This is a genomic window from Marinobacterium arenosum (assembly GCF_019795155.1).
Classification (GTDB): Bacteria; Pseudomonadota; Gammaproteobacteria; order Pseudomonadales; family Balneatricaceae; genus Marinobacterium_C; species Marinobacterium_C arenosum.
Genome location: NZ_JAILYN010000038.1, coordinates 16043 through 33619 on the forward strand (window position 1 = coordinate 16043; position 17577 = coordinate 33619).

Genomic DNA, 17577 nt, shown 5'->3' on the forward strand with positions numbered 1-17577 from the left:
AATCCTTCGAAAGTCACCTGAAAGCTAACAGCGGCAAGCAGCAAGCAGACTGCTTGCCGCTTTTGGTCTATTGAGTGTCGTACCGCTACCAGTCTCGCCCGCCAACCCCGACCACATTAAAGCCATCAGCCACCCAGATGATCAACGGGAGACAGAGATGGCCATTCAATTCGAACACGCACTGATGGATTTCCCCCAGCAGCGCGCCGGCGCGGCCCGCCAACCCGCGAGTATCGACCAGACCGGCCGCCGCGTGCCCATCAACCTGCGCCAGTCCGGCCCGACACCGGTGGAGATGCTTATTTCCACCCGCGTGCGCAAATCACCCTACTGGCATCTGGCCTACGAGGCCGGTTGCTGGCGTGCCACCGTCTACAATCGCATGTACCACCCGCGTGGTTACGTGCGTCCCGAAGACGGTGGCGCCATGGTGGAATACCAGTCGCTGGTCAATGACGTCACCCTTTGGAACGTGGCCGTGGAACGGCAGATCCAGGTCAAGGGACCGGACGCCGAAGCCTTTGTGAACTATGTGATCACCCGTGACGCCACCAAAATCAACCCCATGCACGGCAAGTACGTCATTCTTTGCAACGAGGACGGCGGCATTCTCAATGACCCCGTGCTGCTCCGCCTGGCGCAAGACGAATTCTGGTTTTCAGTGTCCGACAGCGACCTGGAACTCTGGCTGCGCGGCGTCAACCTGGGACTGGGTTACAACGTCAGCATCGCCGAAATCGACGTGGCCCCGGTGCAGATTCAGGGCCCGAAATCCGAGGCGCTGATGGTCGATCTGTTCGGCGACGAGGTGCGCAAGATCCCCTTCTACGGGTTGATGCGTGGCAAGGTGGCCGGCCGGGACGTCATTGTCTCCCAGACCGGCTTCACCGGCGAAAAGGGCTACGAAATCTACCTCTATGACGCCACCCGCTATGCCGAGGATCTGTGGTACGCCGTGCTCCAGGCCGGAGAAGCACACAACCTCCGGGTGATCGCCCCGGCGCACCACCGGCGTATCGCTGCCGGCATACTCTCCTGGGGCCAGGATCTCGATCAGGAAACCCTGCCGTTTCAGTGCAACCTTGCCTACCAGGTGCCGCGAAACAAACAGGCGGACTATATCGGCAAGCGGAAACTGGAAGCGGTTCGCCAACAGATTGAAGCGGGCACTCCGCCGTTTCTGCTGACCATGGTGGGGCTGCGTTTCGGCGGCGCAGAGGTGACCGACTACGCCAACGATTTCTGGCTGGTGGGCCACCCCGACAGCGGGGCCGCGGTGGGCTATGTGACCTCCCCCTGGTATTCGCCGGAGCTGAACACCAATATCGCCCTGGCCTATGTGCCCTGGGAGATGCGCGGTATCGGCACCGCACTGACCGTCCGGCTGCCGGTCGAATACGGCGCCACGGAGGTGGACGCGCAAGTGGTCGAAGTTCCGTTCCGCCCCTCGGTCAACCCCAATGCCCGCGAGCGGGCCCGGGCCAAGGGGATCGACTTCGCGGACTGATGCACGCGAGCGAAAATGTCATGAAACTGTTCAAAGAACCCTGGGGGCAGTCGGCGGTTGACGAAACCGCCGCTGTCGTCCGCAGGCTGGCGCGAACCGCTTCTGTCGAAGTCACCACCGGGCGAATTCTGGGATCGCAGACACCGCCGGTGGCGCAGCTGCTGCCGGCCGGCACGGCTGTCTATCTGCCCAGCCTGCCTCAGACCCGCTTCGATGACATCCTGGCGGCCTGCCGACAATTGCTGGCCGATGGGTTGCAACCGGTGCCCCATCTGGCGGCCCGTCGGTTGAGCAGTCGCGCTGAACTGCGTGAGCGACTGTCGCGCCTGCACGCAACCGGCGCCCGGCAGCTGATGCTGATTGCCGGCGATGTCGAGCGGCCCGCCGGGCCCTTCCGGGACACGCTGGACCTGTTGCAATGCGGCCTCCTGGCTGAGCAGGGTTTTCATCAGTTGGGAATCGCCGGACACCCCGATGGCCACCCATTCGTCAATGAAAAAGCCCTGATGCAGGCGCTGGAAACCAAGCGGGACTATGCGCGCAGCACGGGTGCCCGGCTCTGGGTGGTGACCCAGTTCGCCTTTGATGCAACCAGCTTCACGGACTGGTTGGCCCGGTTTGATGACAGCACACAGCCGCTGCCGGTGTATTGTGGCCTGCCGGGTCCTACGCGCATCCGAACCCTGTTGGCCTACGCCGCTCATTGCGGGGTGGGGGTTTCGGCCCGGCTGCTCCGGCGCACGCCCGGTGCTGCCCGCCTGCTGAGTTGCTGGAAACCGGACGGCGTGGTTGAGGCGCTGGCACAGCATTACCTGACGCATCCGGGGACGCAGCTGGCGGGCATGCACCTGTTCACCTTCGGCGGGCTGGAAAGCGCCGCTCACTGGTTGCATCGGCTGCGGGACGAGCCGCAGAGAAAAAGTTCGTAGCTGTCGAAATGAAGCGTTGTGACAGTCAAAGCAGGGTGCCCCCGCGCACCCGCATGGAAAAGGGGAAATCGCCGTGAGCATGCCGCAAAACGAACTGCAAAACCGCACCACCGACGATACTCCACTGCCTCCGCCGGGTAGTCCCGATATCGACATTGCCCGGGCGGTACAACCCCAGTCCATACTGCTGCTCGCGCAACAACACTGGGGCCTGAACGCCGACAGCCTGATCCCGTTCGGTCACTACAAGGCTAAGCTCAATCTTGGCCACTGCCAGCGCAACGAGCCCGACAGACAGGGTAAGCTGGTGTTGGTGACCGCCATCTCGCCCACCCCCGCCGGCGAAGGCAAGACCACCACCAGCGTGGGGCTGAACGACGGACTGAACCGGCTCGGCGTCCGTGCGTCGGTTTGCCTGCGCGAACCCTCACTGGGGCCCTGCTTCGGCATGAAGGGCGGGGCCACCGGTGGCGGCCGCGCCCAGGTGATCCCGATGGAAGATATCAACCTGCACTTCAACGGCGACTTTCACGCCGTCACCGTGGCCCACAACCTGCTTGCCTCGCTGATCGACAATCATATTCACTGGGGTAATGAAGCCGATCTGGATCCGCACCGGGTCAGCTGGCGGCGGGTGATGGATCTCAATGACCGCACGCTCCGTCACACCCTGACGGGCCTCGGCGGACCGGCGCACGGTACACCTCGGGAGTCCGGCTTCGACATCACGGTGTCCTCGGAGATCATGGCCATTCTGTGCCTGGCGGAAGATCTGTCGGATCTGCGTCGACGGTTGGGCCGGATCATAGTGGGCCGGCGCCGTGATCTGTCGCCGGTCAGGGTCGCGGAACTGGGTGCCGAAGGCGCCATGACGGTACTGCTCAAGGATGCTTTGCAGCCCAACCTGGCGCAAAGCCTGGAGCACAACCCCGTATTCATACACGGCGGTCCCTTTGCCAACATCGCCCATGGCTGCAACTCGGTGATCGCCACGCGCGCGGCTCTGGCGCTGAACGATGTGGTGGTGACCGAGGCCGGTTTCGGTGCCGATCTGGGCGCGGAGAAGTTTATCGATATCAAATGCCGACAAAGCGGACTGCGTCCGGATGCGGTGGTGCTGGTATGTACGGTACGGGCACTCAAAATGCATGGTGGTGTCAGTGCCAGCCAGCTGCAGGCTCCCGACATCCTGGCGCTGAAGTCCGGCAGCGTAAATCTGCAGCAGCACATCAACAACCTGCGGCAATTCGGCCTCGATCCCCTGGTGTGCATCAACCGGTTCCCCGGCGACAGCCGCCAGGAACTGGCGTTACTGGAAACACTGTGCGCGCAATGGGGCGTGACAGCGGTGGTGGCAGAACACTGGGCGAAGGGCGGCGACGGGGCCACTGAACTGGCCCGGGCATTGATGGATCAGCTGGCGAGCGAGCCGCACGACGTTCGCTTGCTCTACCCGGACGACATGCCGCTGGCGGAGAAAATCCACACCCTGGCTACCCGGCTCTATGGTGCGGCAGACGTAGAGATTGCGCCACAGGCACGGAGACAACTGGAAGAGTATGAACAACTCGGTTTCGGGCACCTGCCGGTCTGCATCGCCAAAACCCAATACAGTTTTTCCGCTGACCCGAAACGGCGCGGCGCTCCCCGAGGTCACACCCTGCCGGTACGCGAGGCGCGTCTCTGCGCCGGTGCCGGCTTCGTGGTTGTGTTCTGTGGCGACATCATGACCATGCCCGGTCTGCCCCGCCGCCCGGCGGCGCTGGACATCTCACTGGATCGGGAAGGGCGGGTGATCGGGCTTTCGTAGACGCATGGGTGTCGGCAGACGCCAGCCGATATCCCGGCAGTCTCTCACCCTTTCGTCACCCGGTCAGCGGCCTGAGAAATCCTGCTGCTGTCGCACACGCCATAGGTTGGCTCGACGCGCGCCTTGCGCAATGCATGACGTGAAGCGGAAAACACCTCTTCCAAGGGTTCGGCCTGCGGATCAACAGGAGGCGGGTCTTCGCAAGTCATGAGCCGTTCTGCTCGGGGCGCAATGCCCATGTATTTTCGATAACAGCGGCTGAAATGGGTGGCGGAGACAAACCCGCACATGGAGGCGACCTCCACAATGGGGCAGGCGGTCTGTTTCAGCAGCCGCCGAGCCCGAGCCAGGCGCAGCTTCAGATAGTAACGCCAGGGACTGCAGCCGAGGTGCTTGAGGAACCAGCGTTCCAGTTTCCGTCGCGACACCCCGGCCAGTTGGGCCAACTCCTGCAGCGCCAGGGGTTCCTCGATGTTGGCCTCCATCAGTTGGGCCACCTCGGCGAGCTTGGGCTGGGAGCTCATCAGTTGCTGGCGTAGCGACATGGGCTGCTGCTCGGTTGCCTCTCGCACCCGGTCGCAGATAAACATATCGGACACCGCGTCGACCAGCGCCTTGCCGTGTCGGCGAGCCAGGAAATTCAACATCATGTGCAGGGGCACGCTGCCGCCGGTACAGGTCATCCGGTCGCGCTCCAGGGTATAGAGGCGATCGTTGCAATGGACCTTGGGGAATCCTTCCCGCATGGCGGCCAGGCACTCCCAATGGGTGCTGCAGCCGTAGCCGTCCAGCAGACCGGCACTGGCGAGCACATAGGCGCCGGTACAGACTGCGCCCATCGACGTCCGCTGGCGCGCCATGGCTTTCAACCAGGTCAGTTCGCGGCGCGAATAGCTGCGGGTCACATCGACCCCCGCCACGACGATCACCAGGTCAAAGCGTTGCCGGTGGGAGATGGCGGCGTCGGGGAGCATGGCAATACCATCGCTGGCACGCGCAGGCTGGCCGTCCACCGACAGCAACTGCCAAGTATAGATCTCAGAGCCAGCTATCTGGTTGGCCATGCGCAACGGCTCGATTGCGGTCGCCAGGGCGATGAGCGTGAAGTTGTCGACCAGTAAAAAGCCGACCCGATAGGGTTGGGATCTGTCCCCGGTGCCAGAGAGTTCGGTCATTGCGCCCCCTCCTTGTCATTCCACTCGCAGCGCCGTTGCGGCACCTGTATCCGAGTATAGAAACCCCGGCCGCCAAAAAGTTATCCAAAAACGACAAACATTCCTGCCGGGTCGTCCGAGAGCGACGATGCGCGGGCAAAACAGAGAATATCCGCTACCCAAAAATGTATACCGGAATGGGTTTATCTGTTCTTTGCCGGCTGTCTAAAAAACGCCTGCGTTGCCATCACAGCGATTTTCAACCGCCTGATAGGAACCGGAAAGCAGCATCGTTTAAGACCTGGCGCTTTCATCCCGGTTATTCTGCCGGGCGCGTTCTCAGGCCAGATATAATGCCGTTTGCGGGCCGGCGGTGCTGTTTGACCGTCCCGTAAACGGCCTTCATACTCGAGCCATTCAACCCGTGGAGCGAATGAAGAGATGGTGTTTCACCTGTTCCACCTCGAGCCGGAAAGCGGCCGCAGCCTGCAACAACAGATCCGTTCCCAGCTGACCGCAGCGATCCTTAACGGCAATATCCCCGCTGATATGCCGCTGCCGTCGACCCGTAAGCTGTCGCAGCTATTGCGGGTGTCGCGCAACACCGTGATCCGGGTTTACGAGCAGATGCTGGCCGACGGGGTGATCTTGTCACGTGAGCGCAGCGGTTATTTCGTCAATCCCGACTTCCGCCCCCAGGCGGTGCCGGAACCGGTTCCGGTCGAGCCGACCGAACAGGTCAATTGGGAGCGCTTCCTGCATCAGCGCCCCAGCGAGCAACGCAATATCGTCAAGCAGCAGCACTGGCAGCGCTATCAGTACCCATTCGTCTACGGCCAGTTCGACCCGCAGAGCTTTCCGATCCAGCAGTGGCGCGAGTGCTGCCGCGATTCGGTGACCGAGGCGGCGGTCGGCAACTGGGCCGCCGACCAGCTGCTGGACGACCCGATGCTGATCGAGCATATCCAGACCCATATCCTGCCGCGCCGCGGTATCTGGGCCCGGCCGGAGCAGATTTTGATCACCTGCGGCGCCCAGCACGCGGTCTACCTGGTGACCCAGTTGGTACTGAAGCCGGGCGACCGGTTCGCGATCGAGGATCCGAACTATGTCGATGTGCGCAATATCGCCGCCAGCCGGCCGGCCGAACTGGTGCCGATCCCGCTGGACGACGAGGGGATGCGGGTGGACCAGCGGCTGGCCTCATGCGACTGCGTCTACGTCACCCCCAGCCACCAGTTCCCGACCACCGTGACCATGTCGCTGGCGCGCCGCAAGCAGCTGCTGGCGGCGGCGGCCGAGCACGACTTCCTGATCATCGAGGACGACTACGAGGCGGAAGCCAACTTCACCGCCACCCCCTGTCCGGCGCTGAAGAGCATCGACCACGGTGGCCGGGTGATCTATGTCGGCAGCTTTTCCAAGACCCTGGCGCCGGGCCTGCGGCTGGGCTACATGGTGGCCGACGAAACCCTGATCCGCGAGGTGCACGCGCTGCGCCGGCTGATGATGCGCCATGCGCCGATGAACAACCAGCGCACCGTGGCGCTGTTCATCTCGCGCGGCTATTACGACCAGTTGATCAACAAGCAGGCGCTGGTCTACAAGGAGCGCTGGCGGTTGATGGCCGAGGCGTTGCATCAACATCTGCCGGACAGCTCCAATCCACCCAGTTTCGGTGGTTCCTCCTACTGGGTGGAGGGGCCGGCTTCGCTCGACAGCCGGCAGCTGGCCGAACAGGCGCGCCAGCAGGGAATCCTGATCGAACCGGGCGAGGTGTATTATTCGACCAACCCGCCGCAGAACTGCTTCAAACTGGGTTACAGCTCGATCCCGGCGGAGCGGATCGAGCCCGGTATCCGCCGCTTGGCGGAACTTATCCACAGCCCTGTGGGTAACTGAGAAGCGGCTACTGGCTCCATACTCATCCGAAGGTAGGGTATCAGTTGGCCGCCGCTGCGTTGTTCAACTGGTGCTCTGCGCCGACCGGTCGGCTCCCTACACTGGATCCATCGTTCAACCGAGCGACGGTACGCCGTCGGCAACAGGATTCAGCGTATGAGCAACTCAGAGATCGTTATCCGCGACCATATCAACGGCGAATGGATCGAGCAGCGCCAGCTGCCGACGGCGCCGCTGTACAACCCCTCCACCGGCGCCCAGATCGGCCAGGTGCCGCTGGGTAATGCCAGCACCTCCAAAGCCGCGGTGGCGGCGGCGGCGGAAGCCTACCCGGCCTGGCGCGATACCCCGCTGCCGAAGCGGATGGATTTCCTGTTCGCGATGCAATCGGAGATGGTCAACCGTAAGGAAGAACTGGCCCAGGCGATCGCGCTGGACCAGGCCAAACATATCGCCGAGGCTCGTGGCGAAGTGCAGCGGGTGATCGAGATTTTGCAGATGGCCTGCACCATCCCGGCGCTGATCCAGGGCGAGACCATCAGCGGTATCGCCAACAATATCAGCGGTCGTATCTACAAGGCGCCGCTGGGCGTGTTCTGCGGCGTGGCGCCGTTCAACTTTCCGGCGCTGGTATTCGGCTGGTTCATCCCGTTCGCTATCGGTACCGGCAACACCTTTGTCTATAAGCCGTCCACCGAATCGCCACTGTTCATGCAGAAGCTGATGCAGCTGCTGGTGGATATCGGTCTGCCGAAAGGGGTGGTCAACGTGGTGCACGGCGACCGTGAGGTGGTGGAAGCCTGGTATGACGATGAAAACGTCGCCGGTGTCTGTCTGGTCGGCAGCTCGCCGACCGCCAAGGCGATCGCCGAAGGCTGTGGCCGCAACGGCAAGAAAACCATGCTGCTGGGCGGTGCCAAGAACTTCCTGGCGGTGATGGAAGATGCGCCGATGGATCTGCTGATCGACAACGTGCTGATGTCCGGCTACGGTTCCGCCGGCCAGCGCTGCCTGGCGGTGTCCAATATCGCCTGCGTACCGGAGATCCACGACGAGTTCGTCGAGCGGCTGCTGGAAGCCTCCAGGAAGGTGACTGTCGGCGACGCGCTGAATCCGGACGTGTTCATGGGGCCGGTAATCTCCAGCCGTGCCAAGGAACGCATTGAGAACTACATCAACATCGGTGTCGAAGGTGGTGCCACCCTGGCGCTGGATGGCCGCAACCCGCAGCTGGCGGATGCCAACAAAGATGGTTACTTCGTCGGCCCGACCGTGTTCACCGACGTGACCCCCTGCATGCAGATCGCCCGCGAAGAGATCTTCGGTCCGGTACTGAGCGTGATGAAGGTCGGCTGCATCGACGGTGCGCTGCGGATGATCCGCAACCACCCGATGGGCAACGGTGCCTGCATCTTCACCCAGAACGCCTACTACATCGAGAAGTTCATCAACGAGGCGGATGTCGGCATGGTCGGCGTCAACGTCGGCATCTGCGCGCCGCATCCGTATATGCCGTTCGGCGGTATCAAGGACTCGCTGGTGGGTAACAACAAGGTGCAGGGTAAGGAGGGGATCGACTTCTTCACCCAGAACAAGGTTGCCACGGTGCGTGTCGTCGACCCGAAAGCGGGTCAGCCGGCAGCCGCCAAGACCGACAGCGGCGTACGTAGCTGCGTGGCCAGCTGATCGGGCCAGTTTCTAGGGGTAAGCACCCTGCCTGGCCGGCGCCACTTCGGTGGTGCCGGTTTTTTTGTTTTGTGAGTAAACAGGTTGGAGTGGACAGTTAACAGCGGGGTCTGTAGGTGGGGCTTCAGCCGCGACCGCTAAGCCGGGCCGCAGTTTTAATCCCGGTCCTGAAAAACCTGGCTGCGCAGCCGTTCGAAGCGGGCCGCCAGCCGGTCGCTGTCATCACGCAGCCGGTCGATCTGGGCCATGAACGCCTCGACTTCCGGGCGCGGTGCCAGTAGTTGGCTCTCTTCCTTGATGTACTCCTGCAGGTTGGCCAACAGGCTGTCGCCGGTGGTGCGGTACTGGCGCACCTTGAAGCCGACCAGGTTAGCCAGCTGGTGGGCCGGCAGGTCGCCGATCAGCTCTGCCAGTTGCGCCTCCCAGTCGATGCGGGCGTCCGCCAGGATCTTCTGCAGCCGGGTCGCCAGGCCGCTGTCGCCCTGCACCTCGATACCGTTACCGAACATCGCCTCCGCCTGGTCGGCGCTGCCGAGCAGCCGCACGAAGTCGGCCGGCAGGCCGCGCAGGGTGACATCGGCCTCGGTATCCAGCTGGCTGTACAGCTGCAGGCCGTCGGCGCAGGGCATCAGGCTGAAGCGCAGCGTCGGCGCACTCAGTTCGACGACGATCACCTTACCCTCCAGCCCGGCAAGGCGCTCGAGGGTGACAGGATCTCGCCCCAGCAGGCCGTTGATGCTCTGTTCGGCGACGGTCAGCAGGGTGGCGTTGAGCAGCTCCAGCATGGTGGGGCTCCGTTGTGATCAGGGCTTGATGCCGGTGTGCAGCGCGACGATGCCGCCGGTCATGTTCTGGTACTTACAGTTTACCAGGCCGGCCTGCTCCATCATCCCCTTCAGTGTCTCCTGATCCGGGTGCATGCGGATCGACTCCGCCAGGTAACGGTAACTGTCGGCGTCGCCGGCGATCAACTGGCCCATCTGCGGCAGGATATTGAACGAGTAGATATCGTAGGCCTTGGTCAGCAGCGGATTGTCGGTCTTGGAGAACTCCAGCACCATCAGCTTGCCGCCCGGCTTCAGCACCCGGGTCATTGAGCGCAGTGCGGCGTCCTTGTCGGTGACGTTGCGCAGGCCGAAGGCGATGGTAATCACGTCGAAGCTGTTGTCCGGGAACGGCAGGCACTCGGCGTTGGCCTGGACGAACTCGACATTGCCGGTGACACCGTGGTCATAGAGCTTGTCGCGGCCGACCTTCAGCATCGAGTCGTTGATATCGGCCAACACCACCTTGCCTTCGGCGCCGACCAGCCGGGCGAAGCGCATGGTCAGGTCGCCGGTACCGCCGGCGATATCCAGCACCTGCATGCCACGCCGAACACCACTTTGCTCGATGGTGATCCGCTTCCAGAGCCGGTGGATGCCGCCGGACATCAGGTCGTTCATCAGATCGTACTTGCCGGCGACCGAATGGAACACGTCGGCCACGCGCTTGACCTTTTCGTCAGTCTTGACCTGCTGGTAACCGAAATGGGTGGTTTGATCTTTATTCTGCTCGGACATGATGCGGTCTGTATCAGGCTGGAAAATAGGCAGCCATTGTAGCGCTGTAGAGTCTGTTTGTCTTTGCTATGCCCTCAGCGGTGGTGCTGAATCCGGTAGCGGGCGGCATGCCTGACCTGGTCGGCGTCGTCCCACACCAGCCGGGCCAGCAGTGGCCGCGGGCAGGCCGGGTTCAACGCCACCCGGTAGCGCAGGTGACTGTCGCAGTCGCCGGCCAGCTGCTGCAGCGCTTCGGCCGGTGCCGCCGGGTTATCGGCGACACGGACCCGGACGTAGAAATCCTCGTCGTCCGCCAGCCGGTTGAGCACCGGTTCCGGGGTGTCCGGCCGCTCTGCCACCGCCTGGCGGGTGCTGCTGTCCGGCAGGTGGGCCAGGCTGATCAGCAGTTCGGGCGGACAGTTGGGGTGGTGGGCGATGGCGACGCCGAGTCGGCTATCCTGCGCCAGCAGCCGCAATTGCCCGGCGTCGAGGATGGGGTGGCTGCTAGCGGCCTGGCGCACGCCGGGATCCGGGTCCTGGCAGCTGCGCAGGATCTGCTCTGGCGGCTGGGCCGGTAGCTCCAATGCGTAGAGGCGCACCCGCGGGTCCGGGTCGGCCAACAGGCGACGGCTGATCGCCGCCGTGCAGACCGGATTCTGCGCCAGCAAGGCGCGTACCGCCGGCACAGGGTCCTGGCACAGCTGGAACTGCATTTCGGCACTTAGCTGGGATGAGCGGGCGGTTTCCAGTCGGATCTCCGGCAGCGGATCATTAACCAGCTGGCGTAGTGCCGCCGGTGGCAGATCCGGCCGTTGGACCAGGGCCCGCCGGACCGCGTCGAGCGGATGGTGGCTCAGTGCCTGCAGGGTGGTCGGGTCGCAATTCGGGTTGGCGGCGACCAGCTGGGCACAGCGCCCGTGCCAGCGGCGGTCTTCCGCCAGGCAGGTAAGCTGGGCGACCGGGGTGGCGGGATTGGCGGCCACCGCGAAGCGGACGAACGGCTCGCGGTCGCTTGCCAGCCGGATCAGCAGGTGTGGATCCTGGCTCTGGCGGGCCCGCTGCAGCCGCTGCCGCAGATTGGTGTTAGCCGCGGGCAATCAGCCCTCCGTCACGGCTGGCACCGGCCTCGGCCAGTTGCTGCAGGTAGTGCTGCCAGTATTCGTCCTGGCGATGGGCCAGGTCGTGCAGGTACTCCCAGGTGAACAAGCCGCTGTCGTGACCGTCGTCGAAGCTCAGTTTCAGGGCATAGTTACCGGCCGGCTGTACGCCGGTCAGCGCGACATGTTTCTTGCCGGTTTGCAGGATGCCGTTGCCGATACCGTGACCGCGCACTTCGGCTGACGGTGAATGGACCCTCAGGAACTCGGCGGTCAGTTCGAAACTGCCGTCGGCGTAGATCAGTTCCAGGGTGCGGGATTTCTTGTGCAGTTTGATCGCTTCCGGGCGCGGGACTTCGCTCATTGCAGCTCTCCGGGCGGTCGCCGTGGCAACGCGCTCAATATCTCATCGGTCAATGTTGTTTCCAGGGTGTTTCTACCTATCAACTATACCGCATCTGCAGCCGCGACAGCCGCTTGGGTTGCGGCTGAGTTGCGCGGATTGCATACCGGTATTTCCAGCGACAAGGCACGAGCTATTCCAGCCTGCTGCCTGGGCTGTCAGCTCAACACGGTTATCTGATAACTAGTTATAAAAAAGGGAGCCCAATGGGCTCCCTTGATCATTAACCGGCGGGGATACCCCGGTTACAGGATATAGTGGCTCAGATCTTCGTCCTGGCTCAGCTCGCTGAGGGACTTGTTGACGTAAGCGGCGTCGACCTGCACGGTTTGGCCCTGGTTATCGGCGGCACTGTAGGACAGCTCCTCCAGCAGCCGCTCCAGCATGGTGTGCAGGCGGCGGGCGCCGATATTCTCGGTCTTTTCGTTGACCTGGTAGGCCAGCTCGGCGATCCGTGCGATGCCATCCTCGGTGAAGCTCAGGGTGACCCCTTCGGTGGCCAGCAGCGCCTTGTACTGGGTGGTCAGCGAAGCGCTCGGCTCGGTCAGAATCCGCTTGAAGTCGTCCGGCGTCAGCGCGTTCAGTTCGACCCGGATCGGCAGGCGGCCCTGCAGTTCCGGGATCAGGTCGGACGGCTTGGCCAGGTGGAAGGCACCGGATGCGATGAACAGGATGTGGTCGGTCTTGATCATGCCGTACTTGGTGCTGACGGTGCAGCCTTCGATCAGCGGCAGCAGGTCGCGCTGCACGCCTTCGCGGGAGACATCGCCGCCGGTGTTCTCGGTGCGCTTGCAGACCTTGTCGATCTCGTCGAGGAATACGATGCCGTTCTGCTCGACCGCTTCGACGGCGCGCTGCTTGAGGTCGTCCTCATTGACCAGGTTGGCGGCTTCCTCGTCGACCAGCAGCTTGAACGCCTCCTTGACCTTCAGCCGGCGCTGCTTGCGGCGGCTCTGGCCAAGGTTGGAGAACATGTTCTGCAGCTGGCTGGTCATCTCCTCCATACCCGGCGGTGCCATGATCTCGACGCCGACCTGCGGTTCGGCCAGCTCGATATCGATCTCCTTGTCGTCCAGCTGGTGCTCGCGCAACTTCTTGCGGAACACCTGGCGGGTGGCGCTCTCTTCGCGGCTCGGCTCCGACTGATCGAAACCGCTGCTACGGGCCGGCGGCAGCAGTGCGTCGAGGATCCGCTCCTCGGCGGCTTCCTCGGCGCGGAAGCGGTTCTTCTCCACCTCCTGTTCGCGGATCATCTTGATCGCCATGTCGACCAGGTCACGGACGATGGTTTCCACATCGCGGCCGACGTAGCCCACTTCGGTGAACTTGGTCGCTTCCACCTTGATGAACGGGGCGTTGGCCAGCTTGGCCAGGCGGCGGGCGATCTCGGTCTTGCCGACCCCGGTCGGGCCGATCATCAGGATATTTTTCGGGGTGACTTCGGCACGCAGCTCCTCATCCAGCTGCATCCGGCGCCAGCGGTTGCGCAGCGCGATGGAGACGGCGCGCTTGGCTTCGTCCTGGCCAACGATATGGCGGTCCAGCTCGGATACGATCTCACGCGGGGTCATATTGGACATCGGTTGCTCCTCGGGATCAGTGGCTGGAATCCAGCTCTTCGATAGTCAGGTTGTCGTTGGTGAACACGCAGATGCCGGCGGCGATATGCAGGCTCTTCTCGACGATCTCGCGGGCGCTCAGCGCGGTGTTGTCGACCAGCGCACGGGCCGAGGCCAGCGCGAAGTTGCCGCCGGAGCCGATCGCGATGACGCCGTCTTCCGGTTCGATCACGTCGCCGTTGCCAGAGATCAGGAAGGTCTTTTCGTGGTTGGCGACCAGCATCAGTGCCTCCAGCCGACGCAGCACGCGATCGCTGCGCCATTCGCGGGCCAGGTGGATGCAGGCATTGACGATATTGCCGTGGTGCTTTTCCAGCTGCTGCTCGAACAGGTCCCGCAGCGTGATCGCATCGGCGGTGCTGCCGGCGAAACCGGTGATTACCTGGTGTTTCGGGATCATGTTCACCTTGCGGGCGGTTCCCTTCATCACGGTGTTGCCGAGGGATACCTGGCCGTCACCACCGACGACGACTTTGTCATCACGGCGTACGGAAACGATCGTGGTCATGCGAAGCTCCAACTCTAAGCGTGGGTATTGCTCCAGAGATGGAGGCAGCCAGCCGGATTTCAAGGGGGCGACGCTAAAAGGCCTACAACTGCAATTGACGCAGGGTGATTCGCGCCAGCTGTTCAACCAGCGCGGGGTCGTCGCTGATCACCGCCGCACTGCCGTCACCCAGCGGCAGTATCCGGCCGTGCAGCAACTGCTGGCGGAAACGCAGCTGCCGTTCCAGCGGTTCCTCCGGCATCAGGAACAGGCTCGCGGTGTGGCCATTGCTACGCAGCGCCAGATGGACCACCGGTCGGCCGCGCAGGGCGCAGATACTGGCATAGCTGACATTGGCCAGTGGCTGGTTGAACCGGTAGCCGAGCCGGTTGACGGTCAGCTGCACGCTGTCGGTTGACAGCGCCGGGTGGGGGGCCAGGCTGATCGGCTCCGCCTCGATATGGCTGATCAACGCCTGCGGCAGCGACTCTGGTGACGGCTGCAGCCAGAGGCGACCGATCAACAGGCTGAACACCACCGTGGCGGCGACCGCCGCCAGCTGCAGCGGCAGCCGGGAGCGGCGGCGGGGGATTCGCTGCAGTTTCGCCGCCAGTGGGGCCGGCACTTCCCGTCGCGCCACCTGCTGCAGCTCCTGTTCGAGGGTCCGGGCCTGCTCCAGCCAGCGCTGGTGCTCGGCGTTATGTGCCGCGGCCTGCTCGACCTCGGCTGAATGGGTATCGCCGCTCAGCACCCGGCGGCGGAATTCAAGGTCATCCATTGCGCTTACCCCATCCTTCGCGTTGCTTTTTGGTTGGGCGCCAGTTGGCGCAACAGCTGCTGTCGGGCCCGATAGAGCCGTGACTGCACCGCCGATTCGCTCAGCCCCAGTTCGCCACTGATCTCGCTGATCGAGTAGCCGCCCAGCACCTGCAGCAGGATCGGCTCCAGGTAGCCGGGTTCCAGCGCCAGAATCGCCTGCTGCAGTTGGTCGCGCTGCAGCTGTTCATCCAGAGTGGTGGGGTCGGCCTGTTCCCGCGTCAGTGACACCTCGTTATGGCCGTTTGCCTGTTTGGCCAGCCAGCGCAGATGCTCACGGCGCAGAATCGTGAGCAGCCAGCTGCGGCAGGCCTTCGGCTCCTGCAGCTGATTGAAATGCTGCCAGGCGCGGATAAATACCTCCTGCACCAGATCCTCCGCCCGGCAACGATCACCGGTCAGCCAGATTGCATAGCTGTAGATCGGCGCGCTGTGCTGCTCGACAAGTTGTTCGAATCGGGAGCGGCTACGCCAGCGAAAGATCTCAAGAATGCCCATGATGGTCAGGCTCTCTGCGGTTCAATTGCGGGGGGCGTACGCCTGATAAGAGAGCGATGGTTCAAAAAAATTCAAAAAACTTTGCAAGCTTTCGGTGGCTGACCCGGTCCTATTGACTGAGCAGCAAGCTTGCCAACTCAATAATGTCGCAAGCGATTGGAAAACGAGCCTTGGGAGAACCTGTGATGAAACGTCGAGAAGCAATCAAGACTGCCGCGGTGGCGGGAATCCTGGCACTGGGCATGAGCGCGGCGCCCGTTGCGCTGGCTGGCAAGGCGGGGATGGAGAAGTGTGCCGGGGTGGTTAAAGCCGGCATGAACGACTGCGGTACCGCTCAGCACAGCTGCGCCGGCCAGGCCTCCGCGGATGGCGATGCGGCCGAGTGGGTTTACCTGCCGGAAGGGACCTGTAGCAAGCTGGTTGGCGGTACAGTCTTGAGTAAGAAGTGACTGACCGAATAGCCATAATAGCAGGCGCGATTCGGCCTTGAACGCCGGATTGCACCTGCGGGCCGGACAGACCGCGATGACACGACAGAGTATCGAGGGTGTTGGGTTGGGGCTGCGCAGCTGCCACTATCAGACCATCCTGGCCGAACAGCCGGCGATCCCCTGGTTCGAGGCGATGACCGACAACTACCTTGGCGATGGCGGCCAGCCGCACTATTACCTGAGCCGGATCCGCAACGATTACCCAATCACTTTTCACGGCGTGGGCCTGTCATTGGGTTCGGCCCGGCCGCTCAGCGAGGCCTACCTGGACAGGCTGGTGACGCTGGTCGAGCGCTATCAGCCGGCCTGGATCTCGGAGCACCTGTGCTGGTGCGCCAGCGCCGAGCACAACAGTCATGACCTGTTGCCGTTGCCCTATAACGAGCTGGCGGTGCGTCATCTGAGCGAACGGATCGACCAAGTGCAGAACCGGCTCGGGCGGCGGATTCTGGTCGAGAACCTGTCCAGTTATGTCGCCTTCGCCGAATCGGAGATGAGCGAGTGGCAGTATGTCGCCGAGATCTGCCGCCGCGCCGATTGCGAGCTGCTGCTGGACGTCAACAATATCTATGTCAGCGCCTGTAACCAGGGGTTTGACCCGCAGGACTACCTGGCCGGTATCCCGGTCGAGCGGGTGCGGGAGATCCATCTGGCCGGCTATCAGTTGCAAGGGGAGCTGCTGCTCGACAGCCACTCCCAGCCGGTCCATCCGCCGGTCTGGCAGCTCTACCGGGATGCGCTGTGCCGCTTCGGACAGGTGCCGACACTGATCGAGTGGGACAACGACATCCCGCCGTTCGATCGACTCTGGCAAGAGGCGCAGCGGGCGGAACGGTTGCGCGAGGAGGTCGCCGTCGATGGATGACCTGGCCGCACTGGCGCGTTTCCAGCAGCAGTTCCTGAACCGGCTCTATTTCGAGCAACCGATCGACGCCGTGCAGTTGCGCGATGGGCTGCAGGGCGGAGACGGTGAGCGCGGCCTGCGGGCTTATAAGGGTAGCCTGTACGGCATCCTGAACAAGGCGCTGGCAGAGATCTATCCGGTCTGCCGGCAGTTCGTCGGGGCGGACTTTTTCGATGCATTGGCAGGGCAATATATCCGTTGCCATCCCTCCCGGGTCGACCGGCTGGATGACTATGGTGAGTCCCTGGCCGCCTTTATCGGCGAATTTCCGCCGGCCCGATCGGTGCCGCAACTGGCGGCCCTGGCCGAGCTGGAGTGGGCCTGGCAGCGGGCCTTTCATGCAGCGAACGCCAATACATTTGACTTCGAAGGTTTTGCCCAGGCGACCGCCCTGGGCAAGGCGAATGGAAAAACACTCCGTTTTAGCTGTCGGGCCGGGCTGAGCCTGTTGCAGGCGGATTTTCCGGTCGACCGGTTGTGGCAGTTTCATCAACCGGACTGGCCCGAGGATGAAACGGTCGATCTGGCCGAGGGGCCGGTAAAGCTGGTGGTGTACCGGCCCGACCGGCAGGTGTATATCGAGCGGCTGAACGATGATCGGTGGCAGCTGCTACAGCTGGTCATGGCGGGGGCGACGTTGCCGCAGATCTGCGATCGGCTGGGCGAGCAGGCCGCCTTACTGCTGCCGTTGGCCCTGCAATGTGGCTGGCTTGAAGGTTTCCAACAGGGGTAG

Annotated in this window: 17 protein-coding genes; 8 read left to right on the plus strand and 9 right to left on the minus strand. The window is 63.1% G+C overall.

Annotated elements, in window-relative coordinates; genetic code table 11:
- Positions 1–157: 157 nt before the first annotated feature.
- The 3 genes from K6T12_RS15800 (at position 158) to K6T12_RS15810 (ending at position 4246) form a co-directional block, all read left to right on the plus strand.
- On the plus strand, positions 158–1507 hold the full coding sequence (locus K6T12_RS15800; protein WP_255611807.1) for a glycine cleavage T C-terminal barrel domain-containing protein: 1350 nt from the start codon (positions 158–160) through the stop codon (positions 1505–1507).
- A 20-nt stretch (positions 1508–1527) separates the two neighbouring features.
- Complete coding sequence (locus K6T12_RS15805; protein ID WP_222223832.1) at positions 1528–2436, plus strand: methylenetetrahydrofolate reductase; 909 nt, start codon at positions 1528–1530, stop codon at positions 2434–2436.
- A 79-nt stretch (positions 2437–2515) separates the two neighbouring features.
- Positions 2516–4246, plus strand: coding sequence for a formate--tetrahydrofolate ligase (locus tag K6T12_RS15810; protein ID WP_222223857.1), 1731 nt, complete (start codon positions 2516–2518; stop codon positions 4244–4246).
- 44 nt (positions 4247–4290) lie between these two features.
- On the opposite strand, the gene gbdR is transcribed toward K6T12_RS15810, so the two are convergent.
- The gene (gene gbdR / locus K6T12_RS15815) at positions 4291–5421 is read right to left on the minus strand and encodes a choline metabolism transcriptional regulator GbdR (protein ID WP_222223833.1); all 1131 of its coding nucleotides are present in this window, start codon (positions 5419–5421) and stop codon (positions 4291–4293) included.
- 420 nt (positions 5422–5841) lie between these two features.
- Between gbdR and pdxR the strand changes: the two genes are divergently transcribed.
- Positions 5842–7302: a MocR-like pyridoxine biosynthesis transcription factor PdxR gene (pdxR, locus tag K6T12_RS15820; protein ID WP_255611808.1), complete on the plus strand. Its 1461-nt coding sequence runs from the start codon at positions 5842–5844 to the stop codon at positions 7300–7302.
- Positions 7303–7458: 156 nt separating this feature from the next.
- Positions 7459–8988, plus strand: a complete 1530-nt coding sequence (mmsA, locus tag K6T12_RS15825) for a CoA-acylating methylmalonate-semialdehyde dehydrogenase (RefSeq protein WP_222223834.1) — start codon at positions 7459–7461, stop codon at positions 8986–8988.
- Between the two features lie 155 nt (positions 8989–9143).
- On the opposite strand, the gene K6T12_RS15830 is transcribed toward mmsA, so the two are convergent.
- The 8 genes from K6T12_RS15830 to K6T12_RS15865 form a co-directional block, all read right to left on the minus strand.
- A complete protein-coding gene (locus K6T12_RS15830; RefSeq protein ID WP_222223835.1) occupies positions 9144–9773 on the minus strand; it encodes a ubiquinone biosynthesis accessory factor UbiJ in 630 nt (209 codons plus the stop codon).
- Positions 9774–9791: 18 nt separating this feature from the next.
- Positions 9792–10550 carry a bifunctional demethylmenaquinone methyltransferase/2-methoxy-6-polyprenyl-1,4-benzoquinol methylase UbiE gene (ubiE, locus tag K6T12_RS15835; RefSeq protein ID WP_222223836.1) on the minus strand — a complete coding sequence of 253 codons (759 nt, stop codon included), beginning with the start codon at positions 10548–10550 and terminating at the stop codon, positions 9792–9794.
- Positions 10551–10624: 74 nt separating this feature from the next.
- A complete protein-coding gene (locus tag K6T12_RS15840; protein WP_222223837.1) occupies positions 10625–11626 on the minus strand; it encodes a variant leucine-rich repeat-containing protein in 1002 nt (333 codons plus the stop codon).
- Entirely contained in the window at positions 11613–11990 is a 378-nt protein-coding gene (locus K6T12_RS15845) for a gamma-butyrobetaine hydroxylase-like domain-containing protein (protein WP_222223838.1), read from the minus strand. The genes K6T12_RS15840 and K6T12_RS15845 overlap by 14 nt, the downstream gene beginning before the upstream one ends.
- A 284-nt stretch (positions 11991–12274) precedes the next feature.
- Complete coding sequence (gene hslU, locus K6T12_RS15850) at positions 12275–13609, minus strand: ATP-dependent protease ATPase subunit HslU (protein WP_222223839.1); 1335 nt, start codon at positions 13607–13609, stop codon at positions 12275–12277.
- A gap of 16 nt (positions 13610–13625) precedes the next feature.
- Positions 13626–14156: an ATP-dependent protease subunit HslV gene (gene hslV / locus K6T12_RS15855; protein ID WP_222223840.1), complete on the minus strand. Its 531-nt coding sequence runs from the start codon at positions 14154–14156 to the stop codon at positions 13626–13628.
- 82 nt (positions 14157–14238) lie between these two features.
- Positions 14239–14913, minus strand: a complete 675-nt coding sequence (locus K6T12_RS15860) for a DUF3379 family protein (RefSeq protein ID WP_222223841.1) — start codon at positions 14911–14913, stop codon at positions 14239–14241.
- A gap of 5 nt (positions 14914–14918) precedes the next feature.
- Positions 14919–15449, minus strand: coding sequence for a sigma-70 family RNA polymerase sigma factor (locus K6T12_RS15865; protein ID WP_222223842.1), 531 nt, complete (start codon positions 15447–15449; stop codon positions 14919–14921).
- Between the two features lie 185 nt (positions 15450–15634).
- Here K6T12_RS15865 and K6T12_RS15870 point away from each other — a divergent pair, with 185 nt between their 5' ends.
- The 3 genes from K6T12_RS15870 (at position 15635) to K6T12_RS15880 (ending at position 17577) form a co-directional block, all read left to right on the plus strand.
- The gene (locus K6T12_RS15870) at positions 15635–15898 is read left to right on the plus strand and encodes a BufA1 family periplasmic bufferin-type metallophore (protein WP_222223843.1); all 264 of its coding nucleotides are present in this window, start codon (positions 15635–15637) and stop codon (positions 15896–15898) included.
- Positions 15899–15974: 76 nt separating this feature from the next.
- Positions 15975–16805 carry an MNIO family bufferin maturase gene (bufB, locus tag K6T12_RS15875; RefSeq protein ID WP_222223844.1) on the plus strand — a complete coding sequence of 277 codons (831 nt, stop codon included), beginning with the start codon at positions 15975–15977 and terminating at the stop codon, positions 16803–16805.
- Positions 16798–17577 carry an HvfC/BufC N-terminal domain-containing protein gene (locus tag K6T12_RS15880; RefSeq protein WP_222223845.1) on the plus strand — a complete coding sequence of 260 codons (780 nt, stop codon included), beginning with the start codon at positions 16798–16800 and terminating at the stop codon, positions 17575–17577. The genes bufB and K6T12_RS15880 overlap by 8 nt, the downstream gene beginning before the upstream one ends.